The organism is Virgibacillus salexigens, assembly GCF_000723585.1.
Taxonomy (GTDB): Bacteria; Bacillota; Bacilli; order Bacillales; family Amphibacillaceae; genus Virgibacillus; species Virgibacillus salexigens.
The window spans coordinates 140,075-165,582 of the sequence record NZ_CCDP010000003.1; the positions used below are offsets into that span (position 1 = coordinate 140,075).

A 25,508-nucleotide genomic window follows, 5' to 3' on the forward strand; every position below is an offset into this window, starting at 1 on the left:
ATTACATTACTTGTTGATTTTTTTCTTCTGTTACTTGTTGACTATTTAATTTTTTAATACCAAAACTATTTGTATAAGGAGCAAGAAAACCGTATAAAGCAGAGAAAACGATACCGCCCAAGTTAAAAACTGCCCATGGGAGGAACTCAAAGTTACCTACACCTAGTGTCGTTGCCATAAATACACCTGAAACGGTCCATGGCATAAGAACTTCTGTAATGGTGACTGAATCTTCCATGCTACGAGATAAATTTACTGGGTGCAGATTCCTCTTTTTGTACACATCACCATAAATATCTTTGATTAGGAAGTAGGTGACGAGGGCATTCGACGTACAATTGATCACAGCAAAACCTGTTACTAGAGAAGCGAAGATTACACTTCCAATGGATTTTAGGTAAGCTATAACTTTTTCAAGGATAACGTTAAGCGCTTGGGAAACCTCTAATGCAGAAGCGAAAAAGAATGCACAGAACACAAAGAACGTTGCATTGTACATCGAATAAAGTCCGCCGCGGTTAAGTAGTTCCTGAATATCTGCAGAAATAAGTTCTGGAGCGACACCTAGCATTTCTGTATTGAATCCTTCAACGGCCGCCGTAAATAAGTTAGCAACGGTGGCATGTTGAAATAGCAGGGCGATGATCATTGCCGTCACTGCTGAACAAAACAGTACGATTAATGGATTTTTCTTCATGAGAGAACCTGTAATAACGATCACTGCTGGAAGTAAAACCAAAGGGGTAAGACTGAACAACTCACTAATCCCAGTCAGCATCTCTTCAATACTCGTTAACTGCGTTGGTGATGAATCAATTTGTAGTCCAACAAAATAAAAAATGATGATAGCAATAATAGATGAGGGGACAGCGGTGTAGAGCATATGCTTAATGTGTTCATACAAATTCGAGCCTGCGGCAAGTGCACTCATATTGGTAGTATCAGATAATGGTGAGAGTTTATCTCCAAAATAAGCGCCTGACACGACTGCACCCGCGGTGATTGCCATGGATAAATCCATCGTTTGGGCAATACTCATGAGCGCGACACCGATCGTTCCAGCTGATCCCCATGAGGTACCAGTACATGTTGACACGATGGCTGTCGTTATAAATGCAAGTACATATAAGTAAGTAGGGTTGATGATTTCCAGCCCGTAATAAACGAAGAATGGGATTGTCCCTGAAATCATCCAGGTACCGATTAATAGTCCGATACTGAATAATATAAGAATAGCGGGCAAAGCGGTTTTGATTTTTTCTCCCATAACGGTAATAATCGTTTCCCAGTTATGGCCGTAAAACTTAGCGAATAGTGAAAACAGTACGCCTGCGAAGATGAGCATTAGTTCAGCTTGGTATTGAAGCACACCAATACCGACAATAAAAATGATAAGAGACAAGGCAATGGGAATTAATGCCATTCGTACAGTTGGGCGTTTCACTTCATTTTGACTCACTTGTATCTCTCCCTTTAGTAAAATTTTGCTTGTTTGCAGCACATGGAATCCATGTTCAAAAATCGTTGGTTAATAAATTTGAACTGCTTGTTAATAGACCGTTAAATACTATTTTTGTAAACGCTTTAAAAGTTCTGCGAAACAAACTAGTTTGTCTAATAGATTGGAGGAGAAAGGCTCTCTTCTTACTTTAAAGCGGTATCATTAAATGGAGTACAACGAAAGCCATTTGAAAAGTTTCTCGCGTTATGTCCACTTTTTTAATCGTTGCATTTATATTATCATACTATCAACCTGTATGAAAGGTTTGTTTTTTCTGAAAATAAATGCTGGGCCTTTGTTATTAATCAAACCCAATAGTATAATAGCTGTACATAGCTGATTCAGAGGTGAATGAAGTGAAAGCAATAAAAAAGAAGCGATTATCGGAAATCTGTGCAAAGGAAATCAAAGATTATATAAAAAGGGAAAATCTGAAGAGCGGTGATAAACTACCTTCTGTAGCTCAATTGGTAGATATATTGCAAATTGGAAGATCTTCATTAAGAGAAGCCCTTCAGCTCCTCGAAGCTCAAGGAGCCATTGAAGTATTAAATGGGAAAGGGACTTACATTAAAGATATGAATCCTTTTCAGGTTCAGCTTGCCTTTGAAGTGGAAGATAAAAAGAATTTCTTACTAGAGACGCTTGAGGTGAGGGAGGCACTGGAAGGAAAAGCTGTGCAATTAGCTGTACAAGTAGCTGATGAAGCGGATATTCAAGTGATGAAATTACATTTAAAACAATATGTTCGATTTTTGAGTGAAGGGAAAAGAGAGAAGGCAAATCTGGCAGATTCTAATTTTCATCAGGCTATTTACCGTGCATCAAATAATTCGATGCTTGAGAGCATGATCCATTCTTTCTGGGAAACCTTTCATGAATTTTGGAATGTGCCATTTGGAAAAGACGATATTTTTGACCAAAGCTATCCTTACCATGAAACATTGCTACAAGCGATTCAGGAGCGTGATTCGGTAAAAGCGCAGGAAGCATTTGAGAAAATCATGAAGTCAGTGCGGAACTCCATTACGGAAGTTCAAGTTTAGGAAGGAAGTGACTATATCTTAAATAGATAGATAAAAATTATCACCTCCCAGTATAAGGTTCCATAATGAACTATACCTAGGAGGAATGAAAAAATAAATCTTTAAATAAACGATAGTAAGGTGCCTCCGATTGCTCCTGTCAGTACAACTGTCCAAGGAGGCAATTTCCAGTAAACTAACATACTGAAAAGGATGGCAGCAAAAGCAAAATCAATCGGCTCTAAAATAGAGCTTGTCCAAATTGGTTGATAGAAGGCAGAAATAAGAATTCCAACTACTGCTGCGTTTACGCCCATTAATGCACCTTTGATTTTTCGATTACTGCGAAGACTATCCCAAAACTGGAGAGTTCCTAAGATTAGTAGAAAAGCAGGTAGAAAGATTGCAAAGGTTGCAAGGATCCCCCCTAACCAGCCATTCATTATAGCACCTAGATAGGCAGCAAAGGTAAATAATGGTCCCGGGACGGCTTGAGCTGCACCATAACCAGCAAGAAAGGCTTCTTCACTCAACCACCCTGTAGGTACAAATTCACGTTCAAGTAAAGGCAAGACGACGTGTCCGCCACCGAATACTAGCGATCCAGATCGATAAAAACTATCGAACATAGCGATCCAATGATTCGCACTGATTTCTCTTAAAATGGGAAGTAATAGTATTAGCCCGAAAAATAGCGATATACAAATGAACGAAAAACGCTTTGAAATTGGAAAATGAATATTTGCATCATCATTTGTATTGTTTTTTATAGATGAGAAACCCAATAAACCCAGATAATAGTATAATGCCTATTTGGGTATATGCTGTTTGCCATAGCAGGGTTACTACTAATGAAAGTAGTGCGATCGCTTTTCGCTTTAAATCAGGAGTTAGTTTTTGAGCCATTCCGATAATTGCATGAGCAACAACAGCAACCGCTACGATTTTTAAACCTTGAATCCAACCGGCACTACCAATGTCTAGGCCTTGCATGAGTAGAGCAAACACGATAAGAGCTAGTACAGAAGGAATAGTGAACCCTAAAAACGAAACAATACCGCCAAGTACTCCAGCACGCATTACGCCTATCCCAATACCAACCTGGCTACTCGCAGGTCCAGGTAGGAACTGGCATAATGCTACTAAATCAGCATAATGCTTCTCATCCATCCATTTCCGTCTACGAATGTATTCTTCATGAAAATAACCAAGATGCGCGATTGGCCCGCCGAATGAAGTTAAGCCTAATCTCGTTGAGACAAATAAGATTTCCAGTAACGATGGAATAGATACGTTTTTGTTTTGATTGTTCTTCTTCTTTTTCATTTCATCTCCTCCGGCTAATCTTTAATTTCTTTAAATAGTTCATACGCTTTCGCTCGCGCTTCTTTAAGAACAGTCAAGCCTTTATCCGTGGATGTGTAATACTTTCGGATTTTTCCTTCTACATTCTGTTCTTCTTTCGTTAACAAACCATCTGCTTCCATCGAATGAAGGATTGGATATAGGGTACCAGCGCTTATGCTATATCCGTGTTCTTTCAATTCCTCTAACATCCAGGAGCCAAAGATAGGATGCTCTGCAGCATGATGTAAGATATGAATCTGAATAAAACCTAAAACTAATTTTCTTAGTACTCTATCTTCCAATTCTACCCCTTCTTATCGAGTTATTTCGAAATACAATATCGATTTTCGATATCGATAATACCATAGGATTCATACTGCTTCAAGCTGATTGAAAAAATCAGATGTAAATTTTTGATAACATTCATACCTCCTATTTAGTTGTAAGTAAAAAACCAGATCACCATTAAATACGAAGAATTTTTAAGCAATTCTACGTTATACAGAATAAAAACTTTGTACAATAAATATTTTATAAAGTTTTCAAAGTGTATGGATTCAAATGCTTGTTTCGATTGTTGGATCTTTCTCCTATACTTGTATAGGCGACAAAGTTCGACAGTTTAATGGAGGTGCTAGTATTGTTAGAGTTTAAACACGTTTCCAAACAATTTGAAGACGGTACAATAGCCGTTAAGGATTTAAATTTACATATTAAAAAAGGAGAGTTTGTTTGTTTTATTGGGCCGAGTGGATGTGGTAAAACAACCACAATGAAGATGGTCAATGGCCTAATTGATAAAACGGAAGGGTCTATTCTTGTCGATGGAAAAGATGTGGTAGAACAAGATCCAGTTAAATTACGGCGATCTATCGGATATGTGATTCAGCAAATTGGCCTTATGCCGCATATGACGATTAAAGAAAATATTGTGCTTGTTGGTACGCTATTAAAATGGTCCAAAGAGCAGAAGGATAAACGTGCACGTGAGTTATTAAAACTAGTAGATATGCCGGAGGAATTTCTTGATCGATATCCGCACGAATTAAGTGGAGGTCAACAACAACGCATTGGGGTGCTTCGTGCTTTAGCAGCAAATCCACCACTAATTTTAATGGATGAACCATTTGGAGCACTTGATCCAATTACAAGGGATTCGTTACAAGAAGAATTTAAGAAGTTACAAAAAGAACTGGATAAGACCATTGTCTTTGTAACACATGACATGGATGAAGCGTTGAAGCTTGCCGACCGTATTGTCATTATGAAAGATGGACAAATTGTTCAAGCAGATACTCCAGATGAGATTCTGCGAAATCCAGCAAATGAATTTGTGGAAGAATTCCTAGGTAAGGATCGGTTAATTCAAGGCAGGCCTGATGTTACTACGGTCGAACAAATCATGGAGCATTCACCTGTAACCGTACAAATGGGAACGACTTTGAAATCTGCCATATCTACAATGAAAGATAGACATGTAGATTCATTGTTAGTGGTAGATAGTGAGAATAAGCTCCAAGGTTTTATTGACATAGAGGGGATTAATTTAAACTATAAGAAGATGCATCTCGTAGAAGAAATAATGGAGAAAGAGTTATTTTCTGTCTCTCGTTATAGTCTACTACGTGATACGGTTCACAAAATCCTTCGTCGAGGAGTAAAATATGTGCCTGTTGTTGATGATGAGAAAAAACTAGCAGGAATTGTGACTCGTGCGACATTAGCTAATCTTGTCTATGACACAATTTGGGGCGATGGTATGGAAACAAATGACATGGTAGCTGCAGCAGAAGCAGAATAGGAGGGAAGTGAAAATGATGGATTTTCTTGCAGAATACGGTAATGAACTGCTTGTTAAAACATGGGAGCATTTATATATATCACTTGCAGCGATTATTCTTGGCGTTTTAGTCGCTGTACCGCTTGGAATTGTCCTATCGAGGAAACCGAATTTTGCCGATCGTTTCATCTCATTTATTGGTATTTTACAAACCATTCCAAGTCTAGCAATTCTAGCATTCTTCATTCCGATTATGGGGGTTGGAAAGGTTCCGGCGATTTTCGCACTATTCTTCTATTCCTTGCTGCCGATTTTACGAAATACATATATTGGTGTGCGAGATGTGGATCCAGGTGTGAAAGAAGCAGGTAAAGGAATGGGAATGAGCAATTGGCAATCGATTGTGAAGATGGAGCTTCCTTTGTCTCTGCCGGTAATTATGGCAGGTATTCGCCTATCGACTGTTTATCTTGTTGGTTGGGCAACACTTGCAGCTTTTATCGGCGGTGGAGGACTTGGTGATTTTATTTTTGATGGATTGAACTTATATCAGCCATCACTAATTATTGCTGGTACGATACCGGCTACGATACTTGCTGTAATTGCAGATCGCTCACTTGCATTTTTAGAAAATCGGTTAACACCCGATGGATTAAAGGATTCTTATAAAACGGCATAAACTTGGAGGTGTAAATGTGAAAACAATGATTTATAAAGGCAGCATATTCCTTCTACTATTTGTGTTCCTTTCAGGCTGTTCTTTGCCTGGGCTGGCAAGTACAACTAATGAAACAATTAAAATTGGTTCATTAGGTACATCGGAATCCCATATCCTGGCGGAAATGCTGTCAATCATGATTGAGAGAGAAACGGATGCAGATACGGATTTAGTGACGCATCTTGGTTCATCTATTGTTCAGCATCAAGGCATGACGAGAGGGGACCTAGATATTACCAGTACACGTTATACAGGAACGGATTTATCCGGAGCTCTTGGCATGGATCCAATCACGGACCCAGATAAAGCGTTACAAATAGTGAAACGTGAATTCCAAGATCGTTTTAACCAAACTTGGGCTGCTCCATATGGATTTGAAAACAGTTATTCTGTGGCTGTGACCGAGGAATTTGCTAAAGAAAATAATATTGAAACGATATCTGATTTGGAACCGTATGCGAATGATTTACGTTTCGGTGTTGATAACGCTTGGATTAATCGTAAAGGGGACGGATATGACGGATTTAAACAATCCTATTTTTCCTTTGGAGAGGTTTTCCCAATGAATATAGGACTCGTGTATCAAGCGGCGGCTAGTGGCTACATGGATGTTGTTCTAGCATACTCTTCCGATGGACGGATTAAAGAATTTAATTTAAAGGTGCTTGAAGATGATCGACAATTCTTCCCACCTTATGACGCGTCCCCAGTAATTGCAGATGAGGTACTAGAGAAGTATCCGGAAATTCGAGAAATTACGGAACGGCTAAATAATCAAATTTCTACAGAAACGATGCAAGAGCTAAATTATCAAGCGGATGTGGAATTAATTAATCCTCGGAAAGTAGCCAAACAGTTTCTTGAAGAACATAATTATTTTGAGCAGTCAGTAGCAGAGGAGGGTGAGTGAAATGGAAACATTGGAACAATTTATCCATTATGTTAGTCAGAATAGTGGTTATATCTGGGTGCAGTTTTACAGGCATTTTCTGATGGCCGCCTATGGTGTATTATTTGCTGCAATCATTTCGATTCCTCTTGGTATACTAATTGCAAAATACGGGAAATTAAGCAGTTGGGTACTGGCATTTGGGAGTATTATCCAAACAATACCAGCATTGGGAGCAATGGCAGTTATTATGATTGTAATGGGACTTGGTACAAACACCGTAATTGTAACCCTGATGCTTTATTCCATTCTGCCAATTACGCAAAATACATATGTTGGTATGAAAGAGGTAAATAAAGATGTGGTTGAAGCTGGGTATGCTTCTGGAATGACTCGATTTCAACTGCTTCGCATGGTAGAACTACCACTTGCTGTTAGTGTTATTATGGCAGGGCTTCGTACTGCATTAGTTATTGGTATTGGGATTGCAGCAATCGGGGCGTTTGTTGGTGCTGGTGGCCTAGGGGCAATTATCCTTACTGGAACAAATGCCACGGATGGTACACCAATTATTCTTGCTGGAGCCATTCCAACAGCGTTAATGGCGATTATTGCTGATCTGATTATGGGATGGATTGAACGGAAACTGCAGCCCGTCAAATCTTCTAAGTAAGATTTGCTGAATCGTTCAACGAGGAGGAAAATGATGAAAGCTCATAACATGGAGATAGATAAAAATATGCCCTGTGAATTATCTGATGGTACGGTTTTACAATCCGATGTTTACCGTCCCGCCGAAGCAGGAGAATACCCGGTGCTTATGTTGAGGCTTCCATATAACAAGGAAGCGCGACGCTATTATGATGAATACCTAGAAGTCCCAAGAATGGTAGAGGCAGGTTATGTGGTCATCCTTCAAGACGTGCGCGGAAGATATGCCTCTGGTGGAGAATTCTATCCATTTGTACATGAAGGAAAAGATGGATTTGAGGCAGTAGAATGGGCGGCTCGTCTTCCATTTTCCAATGGAAAAGTCGGATTATTTGGCATGTCTTATCACGGATATACACAACTTGCTGCTGCAGTGGAACAACCGCCATCGTTAAAAGCCATTGCTCCTGTTATGACAATGGCTGATCCTTGGGGGGATATTCTTGGTACTGGCTCTGCGCCTCATGCGATTGGTAAGTTTGAAACATGGGTGTTAGGTTCCATCGTTGAAGACCAATTAAAACGAAGGAATCTACTAGATAAAGTACAGCTAAATAACTATTTGGAGCATCTAACCGAATATATGCATGAAGCGCCCGCCAATCAGTGGTCACCAATGAAGAATCTTGATCCAGGCTCATTTTTCTTCGATATCATGCAAGGGAGGTTGGACAATCAATTAGTCGAACGTTTGCAATTGAAGGAGCAGTTATCTCATGTAGATATACCAGCTCTTTTTATGGGAGGATGGTTTGACGCATTGCTTTCCCCAACCTTACAAGCCTATGAAGCGTATCAAGGGGATAAAATGTTGTGGATTGGACCTTGGACGCATGAACAAATGACTGGTCAAGCCGGTGCAGAATTCTTTGCTGGCGCAGCAAAGAATATAGGTGCTGATCAAATTGCAGACCCTACTGAAGTACATATACAATGGTTTGACAAATGGTTAAAAGATAAGCCATTGTCTATTCAAAAACCAGTACAGTTATACTTGATGGGTCAGCAAAGATGGGTAGCATACGATGAATTCCCTAACGTTGAACAACAAAAATTTTTTCTGGAAAGCAGGGGAAAATCGCAAACAAATGCAGGTGATGGAGAGCTAGTTTCCAAACCTTCGAGTAAGGTGACAGAAAGTTCACTTACACTTGATCCATACCATCCTGTTCCGACCAGTGGAGGAGGATCATTGATAGCAGGCGTGGAATCCGGTATATTTGATATAAGTAACCTTCATGAGCGTGATGATGTCCTTGTTTATACAACAAAACCGATAAGTGGCGACATACAATTATTAGGTACGCTCAAAGCAGAAATCTGGTGTTCTTCTCCAACGAGTTTATGTGATATTTCATTGCGAATATCTCATGTAGATCCAAGTGGTCGAGCATGGGTGCTTATGTATTCATTTCATCGTGAAAAGGTGGTGGATAACCATCCATTTTGTTTATTAGCAGATATTGGAACAACTGCATATAAATTGTCGAAGGGCCATCGATTACGCCTTGATATTGCAGCAAGTAACGCACCGTTGTATGATATTAATTTGAATAATGGTAAGACAACGAAAACCCATACCGAGGGTTATGTAGCGAATGAGACGATTTATCATGGAGGAAAAATGTCATCGAAGATTATTGTTCCATGTACAACGATATAATCAAATCTAAAGGAATCATGTAATGGTTAAAGCTCTTATTCTGTTATTCCTTTCCTTTGGCAATTATATAAACAATATGCTGCTTTCGTCATTTTGGTTTTTAGCTACAATGTGGTAAAGTTCAAAGAACATGCCAATAAGGAGATTTATTTAATGAATAATAGAGAACAAATTGAAAATGTTAAGACACAATTTATTGAAAAGATAACGGATAATATGAATGCCTTCGGGGTATCAACAAGTGTTGGGCGCGTACTTGGTATCATTTATATGAATAGAGAACCGATGACTTTAGATGAATTATCTGCTGAGACGGGCATGAGCAAAACCAGAATGAGTCAGGTAGTTAGAGAAATGATTGATATGAACATTGCTGAGCGTGTTTTTAAGAAAGGTGTCCGCAAAGATTTATATCAAGTAGAAGAAGACTATTATCAGACATTCATTTCTCTATTTATATTTACATGGCAAAAAGCGATCAATCGCAGCCGGAATTTCGAACAACGATTAATTCAAAAATTAGATACACTACAGCTGGAATCAGATGTAGCAGAAGAAGATGAACAAGCAATTAATGAACTTCTTCATGAAATTAGAGAGTGGATGGATTACTATGATTGGATCCAACGAGTTACGGAATTCTTTGCAAGTGGTGAAATATTCGAGCATGTACCAAAGAAAAAAACATAAACTAGTTAAAGCGATGTTTTCGTATAAAAGTGATTGCTTTTGCGAAGTCACCGTTTTTTTGCAGGTATCCTTTCAAGAGTAAGTACTTATGTATATAACGGGAACGTGTTAGAAAAAATTTATTCAGCTAACTTCATACGATATCATTTCTCAAATTGGAAACCGATTGATAGTGGTTATATCTAAAATTCATCCTATATGGTAAAAAGGAAGTTTCATAAATTATGGATTGAACCACAAGAACCAGACCATAGGTATATAAAATAAAAGGCCCTCCTAATCAAGGAGGGCAGTGAGCTGAAGTAAAGTGTTATAGTGATACAGTTTTATGTTACGTAAAATTCAACTTTCTGTGTATAATAAATGCCTAATTTTAAAGCACTTATATCCTAATTCCAATATAAATAAACCGTTTATTTACAATGGTGCCGGGAATACCTCTCATATAACAAAAGAGAGGTGGTGATTATGAGACAATATCATGAATCATTTTATTTTAAACGGGATATTGCTTACTTACAAGATCTGCTGCAGCGGTGTGATATTGAACCGGTGAAAAAGCAGATCCAGAACGAAATGAAATTTATTTATTCTGTATTGAGAAAATAACATGAAGAGACGAAGGCTTATTCCTTTAATCATCCGAACGATTTCACTCAAATCCATTCGGATGATTTTTTTAACATAAAACAGGTTCTTAGGCAGGACAGTCTAATTTAGCCGGCTTTCCTTTATAACAGACGCTTGCGCCTTCTGTTCTACAAACTGTTAACGCAGGTGAAGTTATTTTTAACATTTTGTAAATCATTTATTTTTCTTTTCTACTATACAATTTAACAATGCAAGAAAATTTATAAAAGGACAAGTTAGAATAAGGAGGAAGTTTATGTTTGGCTTACCTGTAGAAACAGCATTGCTTATGCTTCCTTGGCCGCTGATTTGGATAGCACTAGGGATATTCATGTTTATTAAGTTCGGCCGTGAAGAAAAACACGAAGCTCAAAGAAATGTGGAAAAAGGGGATGATGCTAAATGAATTTGGATATAATTATCTTCTTTATTTACTTACTATCGATGCTCGGAATTGGCTTATACTTTACGAGAAGAGCTTCGACATCGCCAGATCATTACTTATTAGGAGATAGAAAACTAGGAGCTCCTGTTACTGCAATCAGTATGCAAAGTACATCGATGAGCGGGTTTATGTTTATGGGCGGTCCTGCTCAAGCGTTTCAGGAGGGTTGGCATGCTTTATGGTATGCCATTGGAGATGCAGGTGGTTCGATTGTAAATATTTCTGTGCTAGGAAAACGAATGAGGCGTCTGTCGCAACTTTTGGGTTCGCTATCACCAATTGAATATTTAGAGAATCGGTTTGAAAGTGTAGCTATTCGTGTTGTTGGAGCAGTAATTGCTATTGTGTTTCTATTTTCCTATGCGTTCGCTCAATTTATTGCAGCAGGTAAGGCCTTAGAGGCAATGTCTGGTTTTTCTTATGAATGGGCACTTATTATTGGAGTAGGTATCATTATTACTTATACCGTAGCAGGAGGATACCTTGCTGTAGCGGTTAGTGGTTTTATTCAAGGAGTTATTATGTTTATCGGGGTTACAGCAATAGGGATTATGGTTCTTCCGGAAGTTGGTGGTCTTACAGGATTGAATGCATCCCTTCGATCGATTGATCCCAGTTATCTCAGTATTTGGGGTAAAGATCTTATTTATTATGGACAGTGGGGAGTTATTATTGGAGCAGTATTAATTTATGCGATTGGGTATATGGGGCTGCCTCATGTTGTCGTGCGACATATGTCAATGGAAAAACCAAATACTGCAAAGCAAGCTGTATTATGGTCTGCTGGATTTAATCAGTTATTTACATTTACTCCATATATTTTAGGTCTATCAGCAATTGTGATTATGCCTACCATTTCAGATCCAGAAATGGTTATTCCAGAACTTGTTTATACGTTTTTTCCAGGGGTTCTATCAGCTATTTTATTATCAGCCATTATGGCTGCTATTATGTCTACCTGTGATTCTTTATTAATGCAAGCGGGTACAACCCTATCACGTGATGTATATCATCGGTTTATAAATAAGCGTGCTAGTCAAAAACAGGTGTTATTGGTTTCGAGATTATGTATATTAATTGGCGGAGTAATTGGAATTATTGTAGCTACGTATCAACCTCCTACTGTTTTTACACTTGTTGTCTTTGCGTTTGGTGTATTAGGGAATACTTTTCTGGTTCCATATATTGCGTCTGTTTATTCACGTAAAGCGAACAAGGTAGGTGTATTATGTGCAATGATAGGAGGATCGGTAACAAATATATTTTGGGAATTGTTTTCTTTACAGGGTATTACTGGTGTTCATCCTTTTTTAGCTGGCTTGATCCTATCAGTAATGGCTATGTTATTAGGGAATTTATTTGGGAAGACTCCGCCTTCTTCTCCAGTACTTGAAGCATTTGAATTGGCGAAATTAAATCGAGATATTCCTAAAAATTTGGAAAAAGGAATACACGAAGGGCTAGCGATAGAGGCTCAGAATATTACGAAGTTCATAAGAAATAAGGAAAAAGTCACTAACATAGCTCTTCCTGCCAATGCAAAAATGGGGAGGTAGACTATGGACAATACAATGTTGGCTCAAGCAGTACGATTTACAGAAAAGGAAATTGAAACCAGCCTATATCAATTAGATTCAAATAGCCAGTTCTTAGTGAATCGGCTTGTATACTATCCCTATTACTATTTTAATTATACAGTACAAGCGAAACGTTTGTTCTTACCAGTAAAGGAGGAAGTGGGTTGTACAATTGACGGAATTAGTGGGAAGGGTTCTTTAATTGATTGTAAGCCAAAGCTTACTCATGTTGAACTACCGTATCATGTTCAGCTCCCGTTGAAACAATCGCTGGAAGACTGCCAAACGAAATCGGAATCATTTATTTACCATGCCATCGCTTTAAAAATGAGAATGTTAAGCCTTTCAGAATTAAAGCTGAAACAGAAACAGTTTTTTTACAGACCATACTGGATTGTTAATAGCAAAGACAGAAAGGCTGCAGACTTTATCGTTGATGCAATATCTGGTCAATATCACCCATTGTCATAAGGGGCTTTGAAATATAAATGGCGTATTATTGTTGAACTCCATTTATATTTTTTATGGCGGGTAATTAGTAGTCTGCTTTAAAAATTTTAAATATATTAACGTATACTATATTATGGATATATAAATAGGAAAAAATAGAATGTAAGTTGATGCTGATAAATGTGAAGATACGAAAGATTACTTCGAAAAAAAAGGAGGGAGTAGATGAAATACTGTATTTACCAAATGGAGATTGTGTTTGGAAACCCAAAGGAAAATAGAAAGAAAGTTGCTGGTTGGATAAAACAAACAGTAAATGAGGAAAAACCAGATACAATTGTTTTACCAGAAATGTGGACAACCGCTTATGCATTCGATGATCTTGAAAATCTAGCAGATGATAATGGGGAACCAACAATTGCTTTTCTACAAGATATGGCTTCAACTTACCATATCAATATCGTTGGCGGATCATTTGCTAATCAAAAGGATAATGAAATCTATAATTCCAGTGTAGTCATTGATCGTAATGGGGATGTCATCCATCAATATGATAAGTTGCATTTAGTTCCTATGTTAGATGAACACTTATATTTAACGGGGGGAAAAAACAAGGCAACCGTTTTTCATTTAGATGGTGTGAAAATGGGCATTATTATTTGTTATGATTTACGTTTCCCAGAATTATTGAGAAAGCTTGCATTAGAAGGTGCCCAAGTTGTGCATATTGTTGCAGAATGGCCAGCGGCGAGACGCGATCACTGGGAAATACTGCAACAGGCTCGCGCGATTGAGAACCAGATGTATATTATCTCTAGTAATGTGGTAGGTAACTATAATCATGTAGATTTTGCAGGTACATCAATGGTGATCGATCCTTGGGGAGAAGTGATCATTAAGGGGAGTCGTACAAAGGAAGAAATTATTCGTGCAACATTGAAGTTAGATAAAGTTGTCGATATTCGCAAAGAAGTACCAGTTTTTTCTAGTAGAGTGCCAGATTATTACTAAATAGTTCCACATGGAAACCAAATGAACTCAAGAGCATAAGATGCGTTCGTCTGAACCCAGCTTCTCTGATTAAACGAGGCTGGGTTTTTCGTGTTCTCTATAGGCAAAGGAAAATGGTATACTAGAAAGGTATTTGGGATAGAGGAGGTGGAAGGGATAATGAAAATTATTCGTTCTGTTGCGGAAATGCAAAAAGAGACGCTGATGCACAAAGAAAATAAACGGTCGATTGGTTTTGCTCCTACGATGGGGTATTTTCATAAAGGGCATCTTCAATTAATAGAAGAGGCAAAAAAAGAAAATGACATTGTCGCAGTTAGTATCTTTGTAAATCCTTTGCAATTCGGTGAAAATGAAGACTTTGGCCGGTATCCACGAGATGAGAAACGAGATATTCAATTAGCCGAATCATATGGAGTAGATCTCCTTTTTATACCGACTGTTGAGGAAATGTATCCAACGAAACCACAATTAAACATGGTCATGGTGGATCGTGTTGATGTATTATGTGGCAAGTCGAGACCTGGCCATTTTGATGGGGTAGTTACTGTACTAGCAAAGTTATTTCATATCGTTCAGCCAAATCGGGCTTATTTTGGTTTAAAGGATGCCCAACAAATAGCTGTGGTAGATGTGTTAATCCAGCAATATAATTTTCCAATTGAATTAATACGAGTACCTACTGCGAGAGAAGACAATGGACTAGCAATGAGCAGTAGGAATGTATACTTAACAGAACAAGAAAGAGCAGAAGCACCAGCAATAATTCACGCTTTACAAGAAGCTAAATCTTTAATGGAAAACGAGGAGCGTCATCCAGCTGTTATTGTAGAAAAAGTTCGCGCTTTATTGCAACAGCATACTTCTGCAAAGATCGATTATGTGGAGTTATTAAGCTACCCAGAATTAAAAACCATAGAGCAAATCAACCAGCAAGTGATTGTGGCAGTAGCTGTACAATTTGAAAAGGCGCGATTAATAGATAATATTATTTATCATCCGTAATAAAAGGGACTGCAGCTAAACAAATTTCGATTTAAACCGAAATATCCCGGGGGAAATTCAGTTTCTTGCCTATTTGTATAACGATGTAACGCTATGGAAGCAGTGGAAATCGTTGAGGTTGCTACAGGAACAGCATGTGTCCGAGTTGTTTGAGAATGCTTTAAAAATCGCATAGATTCAGCTGCCTTTTTTGCAAAAAGGCAGGAGAAGCTCAACTAATTGAAAGTGAATCTATAGATAGATGGGTTTAAATAGTCAATGATTATGTAGTGGACTAATGATAGGTCCATTGTTAATAAGCATTTGTGAGACCCCTCACCGAGGTGGATTTCGTCCAATGATCCAATGGTAACCTCTGCATGTAATTCCAGCCTTGTATGATTCAGCAATTTTCTTACTCATTAACCAACCTCCTGTCTCTTATAAGAAAACCTGTAACTATTTATAGTTTAAATGGTACTGTGAGCACGCACTTTTTGTGCGTTGGTTACGTACAGGTTACTTTTAAGGTGTATCGGTAAATAACGAATCGATGATAGAATAAAGACCAAAACATGATGCAACAAGGAAGGGTTGAAATGGCAAAACAAATACTAGCAAATGATTGGGAGCCTGTGTTATATGAGGAGTTTGGGAAACCGTATTACCTACAGCTAAGAGAATTTTTGAAACAGGAGTATGCATCGAAAACCGTATACCCAGATATGAATCATATATTTAATGCTTTACATTACACTTCATTTGAAAATGTAAAGGTAGTCATTTTAGGGCAAGATCCTTACCATGGTCCGAATCAGGCACATGGATTAAGCTTCTCTGTTCAAAAAGGCGTAGCATTACCGCCATCATTGAAGAATATTTTTAAAGAAATGGAAAATGATACAGGGAATCCAGTCCCCAATCACGGTTCATTAATCTCATGGGCGAAGCAAGGAGTACTATTGTTAAATAATGTATTAACTGTGCGAAGGGGAGAGGCTCATTCTCATCAAGGTATGGGCTGGGAGCAATTCACCGATCAAGTAATAAAATCGTTAAATAGGAAACAAAGCCCTGTTGTTTATATTTTATGGGGGGCAGCAGCGAAGAAAAAGCGATCCTTAATTGATACTTCAAAACATTATATCATCCAATCTGCACATCCAAGCCCGCTCTCTGCCTATCGTGGGTTTTTTGGGAGCAAACCGTTTTCTAAAACGAATGAGATTCTAAAGCAGAATGGACAAAAAGAGATTAATTGGCGATTGGATTAATCCATATCATAAGGCTGTCGAAGAACGTGCGAACGTCTCTCGACAGCTTTATTTTTATGTCTTGTTAAGCGAACAATTATTGACTAAAAATTCTAATTATGCTAAATTTAAATATAAATTAAATTTTCTAATATTAATTAAGAAGCTGCTAAATCTAAATGACTCTACGAGAAAGTAGAGCAATACTTAGGTTTAAACCAGTAATATGAACAGGTACTGATGGTTCTTTCTGCCTGCTTGTATTACTGGTTTCTTAGTTTTAACGACCGATATTCACAAGGAGGGTTATAACATGCAAGCAGATCTAATTATTATTAACGGAAACGTCATAACAATGGATGAAAAAAAACCAAGGGCAGAGGCAGTAGTCGTGAAAGATGGTTTGATTACCTATGTTGGTAAGACAAAAGATGCGTTAAGCTGGAAGAGTAAAGAAACGGAGATAAGAGACGTTTCAGGAAAAACCGTGATGCCGGGTTTTATCGAAAGTCATATGCATCCGACTCATTATGGATTAAATTTATTAGAGATAGATTGTAGACCAGAATCTGCACCGACAATTCATGCTATTTTACAAAAAATAAAGGAATTGGCTGCACGAATCCCTAAAGGTGAATGGATTCGTGGATGGGGGTGGGATGATAGCAAACTGAAGGAAGGGAGAATTCCAACTCGTTGGGAACTGGATCAAGCTGCTCCTAACCATCCTGTTGTGCTAAAACGAACATGTAACCATATGGTAGTCGTTAATTCATTGGCATTGGCTATAAGTGATATAAAAAAGGAAACAAACCAACCTGTAGGTGGACATATAGAATGTGACGATGAAACTGCTGAACCTACCGGACTGCTGCAAGAAAAGGCGCAAGGAATGGTGGCTGCTCCTGAGTATGACTTGGAAGAAATGGAGAAGGGGATGAAGCTTGCTCAGCAAGATTTTGTAAAATGGGGGATTACTACCGTTCATGATATGGCGACACAAAACTTAGAATTAGCTCTTTATCAGCAAATGTTATCGAAGAAACAATTAAAGGTAAGAGTCCGCCCATGGATTTGGGCGATCGACCAAAATGGTTGGAAAGGTTTATTAGAGGAAGTAGTGGCGCTTGGTATACGGAGTGGTTTTGGAAATAACATGCTTCGGATACAGGGGGTGAAATACATGCTAGATGGTAGTGTTGGCGGGCGAACAGCAGCTGTTGCACAACCATATGAAAAGGATGAAAAATTAGGCATCCTCTATAATGACGTGGATGAAATAGCTCCCCTATTTAAACAATCATTAGAGGCAGGGTTACGAGTTGCGGTTCATGGAATAGGTGAACGTGCAATAGAGGTAGCTTTAAAGGCATTTGAAATAGCAGCTAAACATTTACCAATTCAAAGAATGCGTAATCGTATTGAACATTGCGCGCTTCCGACAGAGAACCAGTTAGAGCGTATGAAACAGCTTGAATTAATTGCTGCTTCCTCTATTGGTTTTCTTTATCATATTGGGGATAGTTATTTGACTAACTTAGGGAAAGAACGGATGAATCGAGTCTATCCACATCGTTCATTCAGGGACTATGGAATTATTGCTCCTGGGAACTCGGATCTTCCTGTAACTGGAGGGAATCCTTTTACTGGCATATATGCGGCCATTACTAGAAAATCAATAACTGGTCAGGTTTTGGATGAAATACAAAATATATCTTTAGATGAAGCATTAAGAGCTTATACGACAGATGCAGCATACAGTTCATGGGAGGAAGATCTGATTGGTGCGTTACAACCATCCGCACATGCAGATATGATTATACTTTCACATGACCCATATGAAATATCACCAGAACAATTATTAAATATTGAGGTAGAGCAGACATTTATCGGTGGACAAGCTGTTTTCAGTAAGGAATCAGAAACCGTGAAGGGATGATATATATGTTTACTGAACAGGAACGTTTCATGTTGTCAATTATTGTAGTTGTATACTTCTGTCTTTTATTTGTGTTTTCTTTATATATAAACCAGCGAAAAATCAAAACCTATGAAGATTATAATGTAGCAGGCAGATCTGTTTCGATGTTTCCAATCGTTTTAACCTTTGTTGGTACAGCGATTGGTGGTTCTATTTTGCTAGGGTTTATGGAAAATGGATATCGCCTTGGTATGGGGCAACATTGGCTAAATGCGGGTATTTTAATAACTGGGATTATTACGGCTTCTTTTTTAGTGAAGAAAATTCGGCAAATAGGGGAAAAACATCATATGGTGACGTTGGGCGATTTTACGGCACTACGATATGGAGAAGGGGCAAGGATTCCAACTGTAATTAGTGTTTTGCTTGCATACTGTGCGATTACAGGAATGCAATTTGTGGCAATAGCCACCATTCTAAATTTAACCCTTGGTTTAAGTATGACCGTTGGAATTATTATTAGTTGGCTATTATTAACTGCAAAGACTTATTTTGGGGGATTAAAGTCTGTCGTTTGGCAAGATGCTGTACACGGTACGATTCAGACGATAGGAATTGTTGTGCTTTTTATCGTCATTCTTTGGGTTTCTGGAGACTGGGAGGGGATTGCCGCAAATGCGATAGAAATGGGGGAATCAGCAAGTTTGAGCGTGATGAACATATCTGTTAGTGAAGTACTTGTATATCTCTTTACAATAGGTGGTTATCAATTTGTAAGACAAGATTTATGGCAGCGATTTTGGGCAGCGAAAGATTACAAAACAGCAATGTATGGCTATTGGATTTCCATTATGCTTGCTTTTCTCATCGGTGTCATGGTTATTGTGATAGGGGTACTTACAAAATATGGGCTGCAAATGACTACCATTGCTCCTTCCCTAGTATATTATGAATCGATAGGCGCCGTTTTTCAATTCCCGCTTGTAGCAATTATGATTATTGCTCTCATGGCAACGATTATTTCATGTGCGGATTCCTTCTTCATGGCTGCTTCCTCTTCAATAATTAATGATATCATCAAACCCCGTATGAACCATGCATCTGAGCAAAAGATGCTTAAGTATAGTCGTTACTCAGTCATTTTTGTATCAATTATTGCATTATTCCTTGCGTTATACATGCCACAGCTCGTTGTTCTGTGGGTAATTGGTACAGCAATGCTCGTCTCTGGATTATTAGCACCTGCCGTAATTGGATTGTTTTGGAAAGGTGCGACCCAAACGGCGGGTATTTCAGCAATGTGGATCGGATTGTGCCTTGCAGTTGTTTGGCAGCTAGCTGGTCATCCCTTTGGTATTCATCCGGTATTTATTGGTTTACCATTGTCTACCCTCACACTTATTTTTGTGTCGTGGCTAACAAAAGCCGACGCTGCATCGAATATTTGGACAGAAGCAAAATAAATGATGAGTAAAACCCCCGGTTGCCTTGGGTTAGCTAGGGGTTTTACTTATTTTGTATAAGATATGTTGTTTTAAAGGGTTACCAGCTTCTATATTCGGATGTTGGAATTCCTTTATTTTTTCCATACCGATGCGCTCCATTACTTTTTCAGACGGCTTGTTTATTTTTGCTGTAAAGGAGTAAATAGTTGATAGATGAAAGTCATCGAAGGCATGCTGTAAGCAAGCTGTTGCTCCCTCGACTGCATAGCCTTTTTTCCAATACGTTTTATCTAACCTCCAACCAATTTCAACCTCATGTTTGAATTCGACATTCATATTTATGGTAGCTAAGCCGATAAAACCGATAAATTGTTGATCTTCTAACCGGTCCACTGCATAAATTCCGTAACCTTTATCATCCATATGCTTTTCAAATCGCTTAATTAACCAATCTGACCTTTCTTTGGATAGTAGTGTTGGAAAATACCGCATGACTTCAGGATCTGCATTCATGGCTGCGAATGGCTCCCTGTCAGATGCTTGCCAACTTCGAAAACCTAGACGCTCCGTTTTGAATAAGTAAGAGGGGCCCATTATCATTCTCCTTTCCTTGAGCGATTTTTCTTAAGACTTCATTATAACAAAAATTTTACTAGATTGAATTATATAAAAATTTATTGACTTCTTTTCGATAGACTCTTATAATCTACCTAACGATTGTTAGGTGGTGATATAGTGGAGAAAAAATTAATAGACGCTGCTTTACGCCAGTATGCTTTACATGGGTACCATGGAGCTACAATGAGAAAAATTGCTTCCGAAGTGGGAATAAAGCCAGCTTCCATTTATTTCTTTTATGAAAATAAGGAAACACTGTTTATAGCAGCGTTCCATCAATTATTGGAAAATCATTTTAACGAAATGCAACGGATACTACATCGATATCAAGACAAGTCGGTAGAGCAAATTTTTTCTGCCATGCTCCATGGAATTGTTGCTCACCACAAAGGAGATGAACAAGGAACAACTGCGTATATCTCCCTTGTCACATCACCTATCACAGAAATAAAAAAGGATTTACATGATCATATGCAGCGTTATAATGATTGGTTAGTTGAATCGTTAGAAAATGCATTAAAAAGTAGTTATCCATTGATGTCATCTAAGGAAGTAGATCGAGTAATAAAACAGTTTGTCCTTATTGGTAATGGGGTTTTTTGGGGAATTAAACTATATGAAGGAGAAGGTTTTGAGGAACAAGTTCGTCTTGCGGATCAGATGCTTCATACATTGTTTGCAGAGTTAAAGGAAACATACGCATAAGAATAAATGTAAGCAGGGGGGATATCATGAGTGAACGTTTTGAATTAGTCGAAGATTATGAGCTAGAACCAGTACCCGAAAGTAAACGAAAGGGATGGGTGAAGCTATCGATTGTGTGGATGGGGGGAATAGTTGCCTTATCAGCAATTGTTTTAGGAGGAACGCTAGGGGCAGGGATGCCATTTGGCCAGGCAATCCTTGCATCATTTCTTGGATCGTTTATTTTAGCTGTTATAAGTGCGCTCTGCTGTGTCGTAGGTGCAAGAACAGGAATATCTACCCCCTTAGTATCTAAATTTGCATTGGGTAATTATGGATCCTATGCAGTTTCAGTGATTATTGCGATTTCCTTATTTGGGTGGTTCGGTGTACAACTTGACCTATTTGGTGCAAGCCTACATCATGTTCTTCAGAATGGATTAAATATAAGTATTTCCCCACTATTTCTTGTCCTTATTGGTGGGTTACTTATGACAACGACGGCATTCATTGGTTACAAGGCAATTGAGAAGCTAAGTTTACTAGCAGTACCTCTGTTAGGATTATTACTAACTTTTTCGTTAATCCGAGTCATGAGTGAAAAAACATTCTCAGGAATGTCATTGGCCCCTATTGAAGGAGAAGCCATAACTTTTGGTGCTGCAGTTTCATTAATTATTGGTTCGCTTGCGATAGGAGCAATCATTGGTCCAGATATCTCGAGATATGCTCGATCTACAAAGGATGCCATTATTTCGTCTTTTATCGGTTATTTTATGGGATTTAGTATTGTGCTGATTATTGCGATTACACTAGCCAAAGCGACGGCGCAAGTAGATATTGTAGAAATTATGCTCGGGCTTGGCTGGGGTACCGCTGCGTTACTTGTATTAATTTTAGCGCAATGGACAACGAATGATAATAATTTATATTCTTCGGCACTTGGGTTTGCGGTGATTTTTCCGAACATTCCTAAATCAATATTGACAATCGGAGCAGGAACGATTGGGACAGCAATGGCTGTATTTGGTATTTATGATAATTTCATCCCATTTTTAAATTTTTTAAGTGCCTTCATTCCACCTATTGGAGGGATATACGTTGCTGATTATATGATTCATCGAAATAAATACGATTATAAAAAACTAAATAAGACCAAAAATATCGAGATTGTAGGTATGGGTGTATGGTTCATCTCCTCTTTTTTTGCTTTTATGACTACCCCCGCACCGACTGGTTTTGGTCTTTTGTCTTTAACAGGAGCACCAGGTTTGGATGCCTTTTTAATTGCTTTTCTACTACAACTTATATTAGGAAGGCTTTTTAAGAATACGAAAGAGGATCCAAATACATTGTTGAAAGTTGAAGGAGGAACAATAGAATGAGATACATTGGTAAACAAGAAATAGAAGATATAGCTGTTGGAGCGGCCTTATTAGGAACAGGTGGTGGAGGAGATCCTTATATTGGAAAGTTAATGGCTCTACAGGCAATTGAGGAAAAAGGGCCAATTCAGTTATTGTCAGTGGAAGAAGTGCCTGATGATGCATTAGTAGTTCCTTCTGCTATGATGGGGGCACCAACCGTCATGATTGAAAAGGTACCTAGTGGGAAAGAAGCAGTCGGAGCTTTTGAGTCTTTGCAAGCTTATCTTGGAAAAAATGTCTTTGCAACAATGCCAATAGAAGCAGGGGGTGTGAATTCATTATTACCATTTGCTTTAGCTGCAGAGTTGGGGTTGCCAGTCATTGACGCAGATGGGATGGGTCGTGCTTTTCCGGAACTACAAATGGTAACATTCTTTTTAGAGGGAATATCTGCTACTCCGATGGTATTGGCAGATGAAAAAGGTAACAGCTCATTACTTCAAACGGTTAACAATGTTTGGGCGGAGAGAATAGCCCGCTCGGCAACGGTTGAGATGGGTGGTTCTGTTATGTTGTCGATATATCCGATGGAGGGAAAACAAGTAAAACAGAGCGCAATTCATCAAATATTGCAGTTGGAAGAGCGAATTGGAAGAATCATTCGAGAGGCAAAACAATTCGATTATGACCCCATTGCTGAAATATTATCAATTACGAACGGTTTTCAACTATTTCAAGGAAAGGTAATTGATATTGATCGTAAAACAGAATCTGGATTTGCACGTGGTATGGCAACTATAGAAGGAACAGATAATTATCAAGACCAGCAATTGTATTTAAAATTTCAAAATGAACATTTATTAGCTGAAACCAAAGATAACGTATTATGTATGACTCCTGATTTAATCGCTGTTCTTGATTCAGATACTGGGCTACCAATTACGACAGAAGGGTTACGATATGGATCTCGCTGCGTCGTTATCGGATTACCGTGTGATAGGAAATGGAGGACTGAAAAAGGGATAGAAACGACAGGCCCTAGATATTTTGGATATGATCTAGATTACACTCCAATAGAAAAATTAATGTGTATGGAGGAGGAATGAAGATGAGAAGTTATCGTATTGGCATTGATGTAGGCGGGACACATACAGACGCAGTGATGTTAGATGAATTCTATCAAGTAATTGCTGAAACAAAAGCGCCTACTACAACAGATGTGAGTAAGGGAATCTATCATGCTCTAAAAGAGGTAGTTATGAATGCTAATGTTCCTTTAGAACAAATAAACTATGCGATGTTAGGTACAACCCATTGTACAAACGCGATCGTTGAAAGGAAAAGGCTAAATCAAATCGCAGTTATTCGGATTGGCGCTCCAGCGACATTAGCAATTAAGCCATTAATGGGAGTTCCAGAAGACTTACAAGAAATATTAGGGAAGTATATGTACATTGTCGAGGGCGGCCATGAATTTGATGGTCGGGAAATCGCTCGTCTTGATGAAGAAGAAATCTATCGAATTGCAAACAACGTAAAAGGGAAAGTAGATTCAATCGCGATAACATCTGTTTTCTCTCCTGTGTCAAATGCACATGAACAGCGAACGGCAGAAATTTTACACGAAGTGCTTGGTGATGAGTTGGAACTATCGCTATCAAGTGAAATTGGTAATGTAGGCCTTTTAGAAAGAGAGAATGCAACGATTTTAAATGCTGCCGTAGTGAATGTTGCAAAGGAAACTGCAAATGGTTTTATTGATGCATTAAAACAAGAGAATATCGATGCTAAGGTTTTCTTTGGGCAAAATGATGGTACATTAATGTCTGTTGAATATACCGTTCGATACCCCATTCTTACCATTGCCTGTGGACCAACAAATAGTTTGCGAGGAGCGGCCTTTTTAACAAATAAATCAGACGCGGTAGTTATAGATGTAGGTGGTACTACGACAGATATAGGTGTGTTAAGTAATGCTTTTCCTCGCCAATCATCACTTGCTGTCGAAATTGGCGGTGTTCGGACAAACTTCCGTATGCCAGATATATTGTCTGTCGGTCTTGGTGGAGGAACCATTATTCAAGTTTTTGAGGATGGCTCCTTTCAAATCGGACCAGACAGTGTAGGATATAAACTTTCGGAAAAAGCACTAATTTTTGGAGGGGATACACTTACAGCTACCGATGTCATCGTCGCTTTGGGGAGAGCCAATATAGGGGATGCATGTAAAGTCAATCATTTGAGCAAAGATCTACTGCAAGCTATTTATGAGAAGATGGTTTCCATGGTAGAAGAAGCGCTTGATAAAATGAAAACAAGCGCAGACCCAATACCAGTAGTTCTTGTAGGTGGAGGAAGTATTTTGTTACCTGAAGTGCTTAAAGGGGCCTCTGAAGTCATTAAACCAGCGAATTTTGGAGTTGCCAATGCGATAGGTTCAGCTATTTCACAAGTCAGTGGACAGATTGAAAAAATATTTATGTTAGATGAGTTAGGTAGGGAAAAAACAATGGAACGTGCAAAACAGATGGCATTTGAAGAAGCAAAGATAGCTGGAGGAGATCCAGGAGACCTAGTGATTGTAGACATAGAAGATGTGCCACTTGCCTATCTACCAGGAAATGCAACTCGAATACGTGCCAAAGCAGCCGGTTCATTGAAGAAGATGAGCTAATCAAAGAAGCGAGGGTTACAAGACATTGGTAATTCTCGCTATTTTTGTAATAAATCAAGCATAGAGACAAATATCTTAGTTAATGAAATGATGTTTTACCTGAGGGGATAAGTCAATAAAAGAAG

23 protein-coding genes and 1 pseudogene are annotated in these 25,508 nt (G+C 38.5%); 20 read left to right on the forward strand and 4 right to left on the reverse strand.

What is annotated here, in order from left to right:
* Position 1: 1 nt before the first annotated feature.
* Entirely contained in the window at positions 2-1,459 is a 1,458-nt protein-coding gene (nhaC, locus tag BN990_RS18960; protein ID WP_198433940.1) for a Na+/H+ antiporter NhaC, read from the reverse strand.
* Positions 1,460-1,857: 398 nt separating this feature from the next.
* Between nhaC and BN990_RS18965 the strand changes: the two genes are divergently transcribed.
* Positions 1,858-2,547: a FadR/GntR family transcriptional regulator gene (locus BN990_RS18965; protein WP_021292468.1), complete on the forward strand. Its 690-nt coding sequence runs from the start codon at positions 1,858-1,860 to the stop codon at positions 2,545-2,547.
* A 101-nt stretch (positions 2,548-2,648) separates the two neighbouring features.
* Here BN990_RS18965 and BN990_RS18970 read toward each other — a convergent pair.
* Positions 2,649-3,852, reverse strand: a pseudogene (locus tag BN990_RS18970) (chromate transporter).
* A 14-nt stretch (positions 3,853-3,866) separates the two neighbouring features.
* Positions 3,867-4,175 carry a PadR family transcriptional regulator gene (locus tag BN990_RS18975; RefSeq protein ID WP_021292467.1) on the reverse strand — a complete coding sequence of 103 codons (309 nt, stop codon included), beginning with the start codon at positions 4,173-4,175 and terminating at the stop codon, positions 3,867-3,869.
* A 338-nt stretch (positions 4,176-4,513) separates the two neighbouring features.
* Here BN990_RS18975 and BN990_RS18980 point away from each other — a divergent pair, with 338 nt between their 5' ends.
* From BN990_RS18980 to BN990_RS19040, 15 genes are all read left to right on the forward strand, one after another.
* Positions 4,514-5,674, forward strand: a complete 1,161-nt coding sequence (locus tag BN990_RS18980; RefSeq protein ID WP_021292466.1) for a betaine/proline/choline family ABC transporter ATP-binding protein — start codon at positions 4,514-4,516, stop codon at positions 5,672-5,674.
* A gap of 13 nt (positions 5,675-5,687) precedes the next feature.
* Positions 5,688-6,332, forward strand: coding sequence for an ABC transporter permease (locus BN990_RS18985; RefSeq protein WP_021292465.1), 645 nt, complete (start codon positions 5,688-5,690; stop codon positions 6,330-6,332).
* Positions 6,333-6,357: 25 nt separating this feature from the next.
* The gene (locus tag BN990_RS18990) at positions 6,358-7,281 is read left to right on the forward strand and encodes an osmoprotectant ABC transporter substrate-binding protein (protein ID WP_031335834.1); all 924 of its coding nucleotides are present in this window, start codon (positions 6,358-6,360) and stop codon (positions 7,279-7,281) included.
* Position 7,282: 1 nt separating this feature from the next.
* Entirely contained in the window at positions 7,283-7,933 is a 651-nt protein-coding gene (locus BN990_RS18995) for an ABC transporter permease (RefSeq protein WP_021292463.1), read from the forward strand.
* 33 nt (positions 7,934-7,966) lie between these two features.
* On the forward strand, positions 7,967-9,634 hold the full coding sequence (locus BN990_RS19000; protein WP_038246344.1) for a CocE/NonD family hydrolase: 1,668 nt from the start codon (positions 7,967-7,969) through the stop codon (positions 9,632-9,634).
* Positions 9,635-9,787: 153 nt separating this feature from the next.
* Complete coding sequence (locus tag BN990_RS19005; RefSeq protein WP_021292461.1) at positions 9,788-10,324, forward strand: GbsR/MarR family transcriptional regulator; 537 nt, start codon at positions 9,788-9,790, stop codon at positions 10,322-10,324.
* A gap of 468 nt (positions 10,325-10,792) precedes the next feature.
* A complete protein-coding gene (locus tag BN990_RS22730) occupies positions 10,793-10,933 on the forward strand; it encodes a hypothetical protein (RefSeq protein WP_021292460.1) in 141 nt (46 codons plus the stop codon).
* A gap of 277 nt (positions 10,934-11,210) precedes the next feature.
* Positions 11,211-11,360 carry a hypothetical protein gene (locus BN990_RS23015; protein WP_021292459.1) on the forward strand — a complete coding sequence of 50 codons (150 nt, stop codon included), beginning with the start codon at positions 11,211-11,213 and terminating at the stop codon, positions 11,358-11,360.
* Positions 11,357-12,955, forward strand: coding sequence for a sodium/proline symporter (locus BN990_RS19010; protein ID WP_051739311.1), 1,599 nt, complete (start codon positions 11,357-11,359; stop codon positions 12,953-12,955). The genes BN990_RS23015 and BN990_RS19010 overlap by 4 nt, the downstream gene beginning before the upstream one ends.
* A gap of 3 nt (positions 12,956-12,958) precedes the next feature.
* Positions 12,959-13,447 carry a hypothetical protein gene (locus BN990_RS19015; RefSeq protein ID WP_038246345.1) on the forward strand — a complete coding sequence of 163 codons (489 nt, stop codon included), beginning with the start codon at positions 12,959-12,961 and terminating at the stop codon, positions 13,445-13,447.
* A 204-nt stretch (positions 13,448-13,651) separates the two neighbouring features.
* A complete protein-coding gene (locus BN990_RS19020) occupies positions 13,652-14,437 on the forward strand; it encodes a carbon-nitrogen family hydrolase (protein WP_021292456.1) in 786 nt (261 codons plus the stop codon).
* Positions 14,438-14,596: 159 nt separating this feature from the next.
* Positions 14,597-15,442: a pantoate--beta-alanine ligase gene (gene panC, locus BN990_RS19025; RefSeq protein ID WP_038246346.1), complete on the forward strand. Its 846-nt coding sequence runs from the start codon at positions 14,597-14,599 to the stop codon at positions 15,440-15,442.
* Between the two features lie 578 nt (positions 15,443-16,020).
* Positions 16,021-16,695 (forward strand): uracil-DNA glycosylase, encoded by a 675-nt coding sequence (locus BN990_RS19030; protein WP_038246348.1) that lies wholly within the window; start codon positions 16,021-16,023, stop codon positions 16,693-16,695.
* A gap of 292 nt (positions 16,696-16,987) precedes the next feature.
* On the forward strand, positions 16,988-18,613 hold the full coding sequence (locus BN990_RS19035; RefSeq protein WP_038246349.1) for an amidohydrolase: 1,626 nt from the start codon (positions 16,988-16,990) through the stop codon (positions 18,611-18,613).
* A gap of 5 nt (positions 18,614-18,618) precedes the next feature.
* On the forward strand, positions 18,619-20,058 hold the full coding sequence (locus BN990_RS19040; RefSeq protein ID WP_038246350.1) for a sodium:solute symporter family protein: 1,440 nt from the start codon (positions 18,619-18,621) through the stop codon (positions 20,056-20,058).
* A 30-nt stretch (positions 20,059-20,088) separates the two neighbouring features.
* Here the strand turns inward: BN990_RS19040 and BN990_RS19045 are convergent, their stop codons facing one another.
* Entirely contained in the window at positions 20,089-20,634 is a 546-nt protein-coding gene (locus tag BN990_RS19045) for a GNAT family N-acetyltransferase (RefSeq protein WP_038246352.1), read from the reverse strand.
* A 141-nt stretch (positions 20,635-20,775) separates the two neighbouring features.
* Here BN990_RS19045 and BN990_RS19050 point away from each other — a divergent pair, with 141 nt between their 5' ends.
* The 4 genes from BN990_RS19050 to BN990_RS19065 are packed head-to-tail and all read left to right on the forward strand — an operon-like array spanning position 20,776 to position 25,383.
* A complete protein-coding gene (locus BN990_RS19050) occupies positions 20,776-21,363 on the forward strand; it encodes a TetR/AcrR family transcriptional regulator (RefSeq protein WP_038246354.1) in 588 nt (195 codons plus the stop codon).
* 26 nt (positions 21,364-21,389) lie between these two features.
* The gene (locus BN990_RS19055) at positions 21,390-22,727 is read left to right on the forward strand and encodes a purine-cytosine permease family protein (protein WP_021292449.1); all 1,338 of its coding nucleotides are present in this window, start codon (positions 21,390-21,392) and stop codon (positions 22,725-22,727) included.
* Entirely contained in the window at positions 22,724-23,815 is a 1,092-nt protein-coding gene (locus BN990_RS19060; protein WP_038246356.1) for a DUF917 domain-containing protein, read from the forward strand. Before BN990_RS19055 ends, BN990_RS19060 begins: the two co-directional genes overlap by 4 nt.
* 2 nt (positions 23,816-23,817) lie before the next feature.
* Positions 23,818-25,383, forward strand: a complete 1,566-nt coding sequence (locus tag BN990_RS19065; protein ID WP_021292447.1) for a hydantoinase/oxoprolinase family protein — start codon at positions 23,818-23,820, stop codon at positions 25,381-25,383.
* Positions 25,384-25,508 lie beyond the last annotated feature (125 nt).